An 11,962-nucleotide genomic window follows, 5' to 3' on the forward strand; every position below is an offset into this window, starting at 1 on the left:
AGCGGGCTCGCTCCTACGAGGGTGTAGTGCAAATCCCTAGTCGGCAATCACGACGATCGATACGCGACGGTTTTCAGTACGACCCGCCCGGGTATTGTTGCTGGCCACCGGCTCGCGGCTGCCCAACCCCCGGATCTGGATGTTCTCGGGGCGCATGCCGACCTTGAGCAGCGCCTTGACCACGCTGTTGGCGCGACGCACGGACAGCTGTTCGTTGTAGGACTCTTTGCCGGACGAGTCGGTGTGACCATCAACCCGTACACGCTGGATATCCACGCTGAGCAAGGCAGTGCCGATGCGCTCGACGATTTCCTGGCTTTGCGCGTTGAGCACTTCAAGGTCACTGCCAAACAGCACTTTGCCCGACAAGCCGAACGCCCAACCCTCCTCGGTCAGCTCAAAGCCCTGTTGTTTGAGTACCGTAATCTGCGCCGGGGTCAGGCCTTTTGGCGGGGCGGTCTGGCATCCGGTCAACGACAGCGTTGCCAGTAAAAGGGCAACGCTAAAAAACTGCAGATAACGCCGGGTCAATACATGCATGGGGGGGTAGCTCCTGATGATCATGGAGTTGCGGGGTACTCCAACTCCGCAACATGTTGCCCGCCTCGGGCGAGACGTTTTGCCTGGTACATCGCCAGGTCCGCAGCACAGAGCAGCGAATCCGGGGTTGCACCATGTTCGGGGTAAACGGCGATGCCGATGCTTAGCGAGGTCACGACACTGCTTTGGCCCGGCAACTCAATGGGCTCCAGCATGCTGGCAATGATCTTGCCGGCGATGCGCTGGGCGTCTTCGATCTTGTGCAGCGGGCTCAGCAAAATCGCAAATTCATCGCCGCCCAGGCGCGCCACTACATCGTCCTCGCGTAACTGGCCACGCACGCGCGTGGCTACGGCAACCAGCACCGCATCACCTGCAGCGTGGCCATAGGTGTCATTGATATCCTTGAAACGATCGCTGTCGAGAAACAGCACGGCGACTTTCTCGCTGATTTTGTTCAGCGAGCGCAGGGTGCGCGTTAGCCGTGCTTCAAAATAGGCGCGGTTGGGCAGGTTGGTCAGCGAGTCGTGACTGGCCTGATGCGCCAGGGTTTCGTTCTCGTTTTGCAGATGGCTTTGCCAGGACTCAAGCTCATCGAGCAACGCATTGAAGTCGTTGCCCAGGCTGTCCAGCTCGGCAATATGCGCCGGCGGCACGCGCCGGTCGAACGCCCGCTCGCGGCGTGCGGCGTGGGCCACTTCAGCCAGTTGCTGCAAAGGGCCGGTGATGCCACCCAGGAGCCGGCGCGACAGATACAACGCACTCCAGGCGCTGAGCGCCGTGCATACCATCACGCCAAACAGCCCGCTCAGCAAAAAGCTCAGCATATTGGCCCCGTGCCCACGCACGGTTACCAGGCCGACTTCCTGGCCCTGATGCAAAATCGGCACGGTGATCGGTTGTTCCAGCAAGCTATCGGCCAACCACATGTCGACCCTGGACAGCAAACCGGTTTCCGGGCGCTGCCATTGCGCGAGCAACTCACCATCGGCGGTGTAGACCTGAGCCTCGGCAACCGCTTCGGTGGAAGCAATCAAGGCCAGCGCTTCGGTTGCCGCCGCACGGTCATCAAACACTACGGCTGCTTCCACGGTGTAGTTGATGGAGCGGGCAATCAGATGCAGGTTGTGGTCGGCGTACACCTTGAGCGCCAGCACCCCCAGCAGGGTCATGGAGGCGCTGGCCAGTGTGACGGCCACCAGTGCCACTCCAAGGTGCCCGCGGCGCAATACCGAACGCAATCTGTGCCGGTTTTTAGGCTTTCTGGAAATGATCATGGCTGAGCCGCCCGGCGACGCGACAGTTGCAGCACGCTGGGGTGAATCCGCACGCCACTGCGGGCGACGGAGTCGAGGTTGACCTCAAATGACACTTGTTCATCACGTACATGCAGACAAAAAAGACTGCCTACGGTGCATTGATCACCGTCCTCGCTGATGCTCAGTACCGCTTGGGTATTGAGGCTGGAGAAAAGCCGGTTGCGCTCGTCAACGCTTAACTTGCCCAGATACACCGCATTGCAATTGCTGGCTATGCCCGGATCACTCGCCAGTACACGACGGGCCTGTACCGGCCGGCCGCTGGACTGAGTGGCGCCTTTGAGCAGGTCATCGGTGTATTCGGTCGGGCCGATCACGCACAGCTGCAGTTGCGCCGGTTCAGTGGGCCAACGTGCATAGCTGAGGATGCCCAGGACCACTTGGGTCACAGCCTTGGCACGCTGATCAGCCAGGTTTATGGGCGGTTCAGGTTGGGCCAGGCAGGGAGTGCTCATCAGTAACAGGCAAAGTGAAAGCAGCCGGAGCCGCCATCCAAAGTGCTGTTCTGTCGAGGAGACAGCCACGTCCATGCGGGATTTCTCTGTAATCTTTGTAGGAATAGTGTCACAACGATAGCACGACCTGCGGACTAACTGTGATGCAGGTCACAACCTGTGAGCGCTGGAGCCCACAGGAAACAAGTGTTACCCCAGCCCCAGCATCAACCCGCTCAGACGTTTGACCTTACGCTGCACAGCCTCTTCAAAAACCCCCGCACGCGGCTCAACCAGGCTGAACCAATGCTTGGCCCGAGTGATGCCGGTGTAGATCAGCTCTTTGGTCAGAACCGGGTTGAGCGCTTCGGGCAGTACCAGCGCGGTATGTGAAAACTCCGAGCCCTGGGATTTGTGCACTGTCATGGCATATACCGTTTCGACATCATTGAGCCGGCTTGGCAGCACAAAGCGGATACCGCCCTGCCCGTCGTTGCGCGCAAAAGCCACACGCAATACGTGACGCCGGGCCTGGCCATCACCCTCGGGGAGTCTGAGGGCGATACCAATGTCGCCGTTCATCAGGCCCAGGCCGTAGTCGTTGCGGGTCATCAACACCGGACGACCTTCGTACCAGTGCTGATCGCTGTCGATCAGTTTGCGGGCGAACAGCGCGTGGGTGATGCGCGCATTCAGCCCTTCAACGCCCCAGGGGCCTTTGCGCACGGCGCAGAGCACCTGGAAAGCCTCGAACGCTTGCAGCACGCTTGCGGCCCATGCCGCCCAGCAAGGGTCCTCAAGCCCGGTCTCGACGTTGGGCCGCTGCTCGCGCAACACCTCAAGGTAATGCCGATAGCCTTTGGCCTCAGTGCCGCGCCCTTCCAGCGCCAAACGCTCAAACCCGCGGTCCTGCTCGCCCTTGAGAGGTAATGCAAACAGGTCGGCGTGGCTGCCCGCTGCGAGCAGGGCCCGTGCCTCGCGGGGTTGCTGCTGGTTGACCAGACGCGACAGCTGGCCGATGCCGCTGCCTTCACCGAAGCGGCGCGAGTGTCGCAGCATGACCACTTGCTGGGCCAGCGGGTGCGTACCGCCCAGGTCTTGCTGCAAGCCACTGGCGCCGAGATTTTCTCCGCTGACCCGCTCCAGCCACGCACGGGTTTGCGGGGTGTACCAGCCCGCCTCCGCATCACGGCACAAGTCCCCCAGCACGGCGCCGGCTTCAACCGAAGCCAGCTGGTCCTTGTCACCCAGCAGCACCAGCCGCGCATGGGCAGGTAGCGCATCGAGCAGGTTGGCCATCATTTCCAGATCGATCATCGACGCTTCGTCGACCACCAATACGTCGAGCGGCAGGCGATTACCCGCGTGATGCCGGAAGTGCCGCGTGCCGGGACGACTGCCGAGCAGGCGGTGAACGGTGGTCACGTCACTGGGGATCTTTTGCCGAACCTTGTCGTCCACTTCCAATGATTTGACTTGCAGGCTGATGGACTCGGTCAGGCGCGCAGCGGCTTTACCCGTCGGCGCTGCAAGACGAATCCGCAAGGGCGCACCCGCTTCGACGGCAGGAGCTTGCAGCAACGCCAACAAACGCACCACGGTGGTGGTTTTACCGGTGCCCGGGCCGCCGGTGACGATGCTGAAAGCACCGCGCGTGGCCAAGGCGCATGCCAGTTTTTGCCAGTCAATCGGTGCATTCTGTGCCGGGCTGCCGAACAAGCCGTTCAGCCGTGCGGGCAAATCATCGGGCGCGGCTTCAGCCAGCGCCAGACGTTGGCGCAATGCGCTGTCGATCCGTCGCTCATAGGCCCAGTAACGGCGTAAATACAGGCGGCGCTCGCTCAGCACCAATGGCCGGCTGGCCGCATCGGCTGACGACTGCCCCGCATGTTCCACCAAAGGGCTGGCTTGCAGGGCCTTGCACCACGCATCGCCCTCCAGCGCCTCAAGCAGTTGCGAGGGCAACAGCATGGCGCCGGTCTGCACATCGCCTTCGGGTGGCAAGGACAATGCGAAGTCGGGCTCTTTCAGGGTTTCGAACAGGTCCAGGCACACATGGCCATGGCCCAGCTGATGACTGGTCAACGCTGCTGCCAGCAGCACCAGCGGGTCGCCTTGGGGGTCGCGCTCGTGAAGGAACGCGACGAAGGCCTTATCCAGGGCCCGTAACCAGCCGCGCTCGACCCAGCGCTCCAGCAACAGCAGCAGGTCCTCGGCTCGGCCCAGCGGTTGCAACCGGGCAAGGTTTTCGGCCGTCAACGGCGTAGGCAACAGTTCGGCAAACGAACGACTCATAACAACACTCCCTGTTCCCACGCCGGTTCAACCGTTTTCGGTAAAGGTTTGCCCTGGAACATCAAGTCCAGGCTTTCGATCAATAGCCGGGGCGGCCGGGTGAAATACACGCCCTGCCCCTGGGAGCGGGTGCCGCGTAAAAACAGATACAGCGCTCCGCCCATATGCTGCTCGTAATCGTAATCGGGTAACCGTGCCTTGAGCTGACGGTGCAGGGCCAGCAGGTACAGTACGTATTGCAGGTCGTAGCGGTTATCCAGAATCGAGGCGGTCATCGCCTGTTCGGTGTAGGCCGAATCGTCAGCCCCCAGCCAGTTGGATTTGTAGTCCGCCACGTAATAACGACCCTGGTGCTCAAAGGTCAGGTCGATAAAACCCTTGAACATGCCATTGAGCAGGCTCGGCTCGGCCCCGGCCCGCGCAGCGCCGCCGTGGGTGTGCTGGCGCACCAGTTTGTCCAGTTGCAACACATCGACCTTGTGGCTGGCGAACCAGAATTCCATCTCGATCTGGTACTGGCTCAGCTCACTGAGTACTACAGCCGGTTGGCCATTATTCAGACGCAATGGTTCATCTTGCAGGTGCTGCAGCCAGTCGCTCAGCGTCTCGATCCAGCCTTGCCAGCCGCGCCGGTTGCAGCGCCGCGCCACGGCGTCATTGATCGCTTCGGGGCTCGCCTTGAACCCTTCGCTGCCCGCCCATTCAAGCAGGCCATGGAGGAAGGTCCCCGGGTTTGGCCCGCGTGGGAAACGGTGTATATCGCCGCCACTGAGCAATACATCTCGCGGCGCATCGGGATCGAGTCGCTCGTCATCCGAGAGCTTTTGCGCCAGGGCGCTTTCGGGTGCCTCGGCGGGGCTGAGACTGTCGCTGATTCGCAATGCGCTGTAGGAGGCAATCCACCAGTTTTCCGCCGCGCGGCGGGTCGGGGTCAGCGGTGCAAGCAAGGTGGCTTCGTTGAGCGGTGGATAAAAGTGCGCCTCGCCAGCGGCGGGTACGGGCTCGCACTGTATGGCGGCGCACGCTTGCTGCACATCCGCCAACCAGCTCTGCAATCCCACAGACTCGGCCAGCATTGCCCCGCCGCCCAGCAAATAGCCCAAGGCTGAAAGGTGCAACGTCGAGCGATTGTTATTACCACGCTTGAGGTCGGCAACCCCCAGCCAACACGCATGCTGGGCCCGGGTCAGGGCCACATAGAGCAGGCGCAAATCTTCGGCCAGACGCTCGTCATCGGCCTGGGCTATGAGCTCTGGCGTTGGTTTCAAACTCACTTGGGCGTTGCCCGCTGCATCGTGGTAATGCAGCGGCAAACGGCTGCCGTCCACCGGTTTGGTGGAACAGATAAACGGCAGGAATACCAACGGGTATTCCAGCCCCTTGGACTTGTGGATGGTCACGACCTTGACCAGTTGCTCATCACTTTCAAGGCGCAGGATCTGTTCTTCTCCCGCCTGCCCGGACAGCGCCAGGTGCTCGGCCAGATGCCGGATCAGCGCTTGTTCGCCGTCCAGTTCGGCAGCGGCCTGCTGCAGCAGTTCGGACAGATGCAATACGTTGGTCAGCACCCGTTCGCCATCAGGGCGGGCAATCAGGGCCTGGGGCAGCTCAAAGTCGTGCAGCAAGCGGCGCAACATGGCGAGCACCCCTTGTTTGCGCCAGGTTTCGCGGTAACCACGGAACTGCATCACGCGTTTTTCCCAGGCCAGTTCGTCCTGGTTCAAGCGCTCCAGTTCAATCAACGGCAGGTCCAGGGTGATGCAGGCCAGGGCCGCGCGCAGCGGGCGTTCGACGTCCGGTTCAGCGCAGGCCTTGAGCCAGGCCAGGACATCGTGAGCTTCCTGCGCGGCATAGACTGAGTCCTTATCCGACAGGTAAACACTACGTACGCCACGGTTCGACAATTCTCGTCGCACCGCCTGTGCTTCCTTGCCATCACGTACCAGAATCGCGATATCGGCCGGCAATACGCCTCGAAATGCTTCGCCATCTTTGGCGAAACCACAGCGACCCTGCTGCCCGCCATTGAGCAATTCAACGATCTGACTGGCACACACCGCTGCCAGTTGCTGACGATAAATCACCCCCGACACCGGCTGCTCGGAGGGCAATTGCCAGAGGGTTAATGCGGTAATCGCTTTGCCGTCCAGCTGTAGTACTTCTTTGCGACCCTGGGATTTAACCGACACAAAGGGCACAGGGTTTTCAGAGCCTTCGCGGAACAAAAACGCGCCTCGGCCAGTGTCGCGCTGCTCGGCCCGCTCAAATACGTGGTTTACGGCCTCGACCATGGCGTGGCTGGAACGGAAGTTGGTATCCAGCGTGTGCAATCGGCCATGGGTGGCATGACGTGCGCGCAAGTAGGTGTAAATGTCGGCACCGCGAAACGCATAGATCGCCTGTTTCGGGTCGCCGATCAGGAACAGTCCGGTGTCTGGGCTGTTGTCCTCGATGCGGTAGATGGTCTCGAAGATGCGGTACTGCACCGGGTCGGTATCCTGAAATTCGTCGATCAGTGCTACCGGGAACTGCTCACGAATCAGGGTCGCCAGGCGCTCTCCACCTTCAGCCTGCAATGCAGCATCGAGGCGCAGGAGCATGTCGTCGAAGCCCATCTCGGCACGGCGGCGCTTTTCTTCTTCAAAACGCACGCTCACCCAGTTCGCGGCATGCTGCAGAACCGCCGCATCGGGGGTCGGCAATGCATCGAGCGCGGCCTTGAGGCCATGCATGGCATCGAGCCCCGGATGCTGCGGGGGCTCGCCCTTCCAGGCTTCGGCCATGCCGTCCGGCGTCAGACGCGTGAAACCCGTACCCAGGTCAAGCTGCTCCTGGGCGTCATCAGCCGCCCATGCGCTGAGTTTTTCAAACCAGGGCTCGAAGTAACGCGCCTGCATTTTTCGACCATCGACCGCTTTGCTGGCAACGCCTTGCAGGCAGATATCGCGCAGCTCCTGGGCCCATTGCAGCCATGGCGTTTTGAGCTGAGACAGCGCTTCGCGGCGCTCTTGCAAACAGGCTTCGATCATCTGGGCCGGGGTTTGCTCGGCCTGGGCAGGCTGCCGTGAGCTGGCAAACAGCGCGCGAACTCGCGGCAACAGGGCGGCGGGACCACTCCAGTTGGCACGCACCCAGTTGAGGGCGTCGCCGTGCATGGGGTAGCAAAACAGCCGCCAGTAGTCACGCAGTACTTCGCCCAGCAAATCGCTGTGGTCGGTTTCCAGCGTCTGGGTAAACAGGCTGCCGCTGTCGAAGGCATGTTCGCGCAGCATGCGCTGGCACCAACTGTGGATGGTCGACACCGCAGCTTCGTCCATCCACTGTGCCGCGATATCGAGACGGCCTGCGCAAGCAGCCCACTGCTCGGGGCCAAACTGCTCACGCAACTGCGCCACCAAGGCATCCGGCGCTTCAATCTCGTCACGGAAGAACCGTGCAGCTTCAGCCAGGCGCGTGCGAATGCGGTCGCGCAGTTCTTTGGTGGCTGCATCGGTAAAGGTCACAACGAGAATTTGCGGCGGTAACAACTCACGCCCAAAACCTGATGCTTCGCCGCCATGCCCCAGGATCAGACGCAGGTAGAGCGCCGAGATGGTGAAGGTTTTGCCGGTGCCGGCACTGGCTTCTATCAGTTGGCTGCCACGCAGGGGAAAGGCCAAGGCCAGCGGTAATGTTTGCTCGCTCATTAGCGGGACGCCTCGCTGTTTAATGAACGCCAAGGCGCATCAAAAAGTGGTCGATAGAGGGCATCGCACCACTCTGAAAATTCTTCATCAGCCATCAAGGCGGCGTAATCGGGAAACTGGCGGGCCAGGGCTGCGCTTTCACGACGCTCGCCGTCACTGGTTTGGCCGTCACCTTCGTAGGCTTTTTGTGCAGCGGCGCAGGCCTTGTCCGGGTCGGTCTGAGCCAGCCAGGCGAAGGCTGTTTTCACCGCAACAGGCAGCGGATGGCTCATGCCGACTTTCCAGGCCACCAGCAAGTTGCCAAGAATGTCACTGGCCTGTTTGGGGTCCAGAGGATCTAGCAATAAGGTGTCATCGCTGGCCACCAGGGCAGTCGACATCTCCAGACCACTGGCGCAAGCCGCCAGATGATTTACCCATGGCCGGGTCAATCGGTGCCATTTGCGGGTTTTAATCGCGCCGATGCTATTAGGAATCGTCGTGATGGAGAGCAGGCCTTTGTCGCTACGTTGATGCAGATTGCTGAGCCAGCCTTCCAGTGTCAGGCCGTGGTCTTCAAAGCTGACGGGCAACGCGCTGTTTAACGGTGCAGGCCACAGGGCCAACAGTTGCTGATAGCGTTGCAGCACATCCGGTAACGGTTCGATCAGTTCGTGTTGCAGGCATTCGCCAAACCCGGCCATGGGCAGCAAACCGCTGCCTTGCAAGCGCAGGGCACGGGTGTGCAAGGCGTGTTCAGGTTGGTCGGGTTGTGCCAGGGCGGCTTCGAGCAAACTGTCACTGAGGGTGTAGCGCTGCAATGCGTCAAGCACGAAAGGTTCTTCATCAGCCAAAGGCACTTCGGCTGCCTCGAAGAATACTTTCAAGCGCTGACTGAAGAAGTGACGCACAGGGTTGCGCAAGAAATCCTGCAACTGCGTCAGGTTCAGAGGTTCTTCCTGCTCGTGCGCTCCCAGCGTGCCGGCTTGAATGGGCACGGGTTGTGGCTCGTGCAATCGCTGCCATTCGCGGGCATAACTGAACAGGTTGGGGTTACCTTCGTGAAAGTAACGGGTACTGAAGGGTTGCAGCGGATGCTCTTGAGTCATGGCACCCAGCAGGTCCTCGCCTCCCTCCAAATGCCAGCCATTGGCAAGGTGGTCACGCAGTTGGCCTATCAAAACGCAAGCCGGGCGCTCGCTGTTGTCGCGAATACTGCGTCCGACCCAGCTGATATAGAGTTGCTCACGGGCGGAAAGCAGTGCCTCGAGTAACAGATAACGGTCATCTTCGCGGCGGGAACGGTCGCCTGGACGGTAGTCACTGCCCATCAGATCGAAGTCCAGAGGCGGTTGTGCACGCGGGTAGTCGCCGTCGTTCATACCCAGCAGGCACACCAGTTTGAAGGGGATGGCACGCATGGGCATCAGGGTGCAGAAGTTAACTGCCCCGGCCAGGAAGCGTTGTGACAACTTGCCTTGATCAAGCCCGGTTAGCCAGGCTTCGCGTACTACGGTCAGTGGTAACTCATCTTGCAGCCCAACCAGCTCACAGGTTTCGAGCCAGGTTTCACGCAGCTCTTCAAGCTGGGCCAGCAGGTAGTCGTCGTGTTCAGTCTCGGCCTGGAAAAACAGTTGCACCAACCCTTGCAGGCGCTCGCCCCATTGCTGCGGCAAAGCTGGCTGCGATAGCTCTTGATGGGCAACTTCCAACGCATCGAGCAGAGCCACAAGCGGACCAATCAGCACTGCATCCAGACCACCGATTTCATCGTACGGCTCAATACCATCGCAGGCTTCGCTGCTGCCAACGGCATAGCCAAGCAGCATGCGACGCAAGCCGAAGCGCCAACTGTTTTGCTCCAGTTGTGCAGGCAAGCCCAGGCCTGCGCGCTGCTCAGCATTGAGCCCCCAGCGAATTCCCGCGCCTTCGATCCAGCGATGCAGGGTTGGCAAATCGCGTTCCTGGACGCTGAAGCGGGCTCGCAATGAGGGCACGTCCAGCAAGTCGAGTATTTCGCTGACGGGGAAGCGGCTGTCAGGCAGTTTGAGCAAGTGTTCGAGAGCGATCAGCAGTGGATCACGGCCACGCTGGCCCTGGTCGGCCAAGGTGTAGGGGATGAAGCGCCGATCATCGCGTTCGATCTGGCCAAACACGGCCCGGATATGGGGCGCGTAACTGTCGACATCCGGCACCATCACAATCACATCGCGTGGCTGCAACTGAGGGTTTTCGCTGAATCGTGCAAGTAGCTGGTCGTGAAGGATCTCAACTTCCCGTTGGGCACTATGGGCAATGTGGAAGCGGATTGAACGATCCTTCTCCAAATCGATTGCGGGCCACAGCTCGCGGGTTTCATTGAGGGGGCGCAACTCAAGAATATCGTCCTGCAACTGGTTAAGCAGGTTGAGCGGCTCGACCTCGCTGAACAGGTCAATACGGCCATCACGAAAGGCAGCACGGTAGCTGTTGGGGTCGTCATAGCTGTCGAGCAGGTTGATGTAGTCGCGCCCCTGCTTGCCCCAGGCAGCGAGCAAGGGGTGGGCGTGTTGATGCAGGGTATCGAGGTCAAGTGCGGTAGGCATTCCGGCTTTGCGGGCCTGGCGTTTGTACTGATGGCGCAGCAGATCCTTGTCCGCAACGATATCAGACCAATGATGGCGACAAGGGTTGTGTACACACAGCAGTACCTGGCTGAAACGGGCGAGCCCGGCCAGGGCTTCAAGTGCTTGAGCGGGCAATGACGAAATACCGAAGACGATCACGCGCGCCGGCAAGCCGGGCGGCGCTTGCTCAAGGCTGCTGATCTTGTCCATGAAGCGCTGGTGAACGCCGGCCCGGCTCTGGGACATTCCTTCTTGACCGACATCAAGCAGTAGCGCGCGCCACAGTTCGGCTTGCCAGCAGTTGGCCGGGCTCAAGGCCGGGCTTTCGCCTCGGGCGTTGCGTAGCTGATGGCGGCCGGCAGCCCAGTCTTCCAGCCAGTCGGCACGGTAGACCTGATATTGGTCAAACAAGTCCGCCAGGCGCTCTGACAACTGATAGCGTTTGCGCAAATCGGTGTCATGGGTCAGAAACCGCTGCAAGGGTTCAAAGTGTGGTTGGTCTATAAGTGCAGGAAGCAGGCGCATCAGGCGCCAGGTCAGCGGGGCTTTATCGAGCAGGGACTTGGCGGGGATTTCTTCACTGCCCAACACGAGCCGATAGAGCTGCCACAAAAAGCTGCCGGGCAATTGCACATCCACTGCGGCAGCAATACCGCAACCACCGAGATCATCGTCCTGAGCATCTTCGGCCAGAGCCAGCTTCAGCCATTGGGCAATACCGTTGCTCTGTACCAGAGCAATTTCGTTCTCCAAAGGCGCCAGGGGGTAGCGGCGCATCCAACTGACGACCAGGCTACGCAACTCATCCAGGCGGTTACCATGAACCACCATAAAACCTGCATTGAGGGACGTAGCAACCGGCATGACGGCATCCTTAGGAAAAGGCAAAATCCAAAGGCGAACCTTAACATTGCTCGGCAAGATTGGTGGAGTTCAAGCTGCGGCGTAGGGAGCTATGGCGATAAGGTCGAGGATGTTCAGTGTGCCGCTGGAAGCTTGGCGGTACTTTTCTCGGCACAAAAACAAACCCCCTGTCTGCGTTAGCAGACAGGGGGTTTGGAATTTAATCTTGACGATGACCTACTCTCACATGGGGAAACCCC

The 11,962-nt window shown here is 60.4% G+C and carries 6 protein-coding genes; all 6 read right to left on the reverse strand.

Features of this window, described 5'->3' with window-relative positions; all coding sequences use genetic code 11:
- Window positions 1-36: 36 nt before the first annotated feature.
- Window positions 37-540: an outer membrane lipoprotein YfiB gene (gene yfiB / locus ACZRMS_RS22335; RefSeq protein WP_463997107.1), complete on the reverse strand. Its 504-nt coding sequence runs from the start codon at window positions 538-540 to the stop codon at window positions 37-39.
- Window positions 541-560: 20 nt separating this feature from the next.
- Window positions 561-1,817, reverse strand: coding sequence for a diguanylate cyclase DgcN/YfiN (gene dgcN / locus ACZRMS_RS22340; RefSeq protein ID WP_463997108.1), 1,257 nt, complete (start codon window positions 1,815-1,817; stop codon window positions 561-563).
- The gene (gene yfiR, locus ACZRMS_RS22345) at window positions 1,814-2,389 is read right to left on the reverse strand and encodes a regulatory sequestration protein YfiR (protein WP_463997109.1); all 576 of its coding nucleotides are present in this window, start codon (window positions 2,387-2,389) and stop codon (window positions 1,814-1,816) included. Before yfiR ends, dgcN begins: the two co-directional genes overlap by 4 nt.
- Before the next feature lie 114 nt (window positions 2,390-2,503).
- On the reverse strand, window positions 2,504-4,588 hold the full coding sequence (gene recD, locus ACZRMS_RS22350; protein ID WP_463997110.1) for an exodeoxyribonuclease V subunit alpha: 2,085 nt from the start codon (window positions 4,586-4,588) through the stop codon (window positions 2,504-2,506).
- Window positions 4,585-8,274 carry an exodeoxyribonuclease V subunit beta gene (gene recB, locus ACZRMS_RS22355; protein ID WP_463997111.1) on the reverse strand — a complete coding sequence of 1,230 codons (3,690 nt, stop codon included), beginning with the start codon at window positions 8,272-8,274 and terminating at the stop codon, window positions 4,585-4,587. The genes recD and recB overlap by 4 nt, the downstream gene beginning before the upstream one ends.
- Entirely contained in the window at window positions 8,274-11,723 is a 3,450-nt protein-coding gene (recC, locus tag ACZRMS_RS22360) for an exodeoxyribonuclease V subunit gamma (RefSeq protein ID WP_463997112.1), read from the reverse strand. Before recC ends, recB begins: the two co-directional genes overlap by 1 nt.
- Window positions 11,724-11,962: the final 239 nt, after the last annotated feature.

The organism is Pseudomonas sp. B424, from assembly GCF_055408345.1.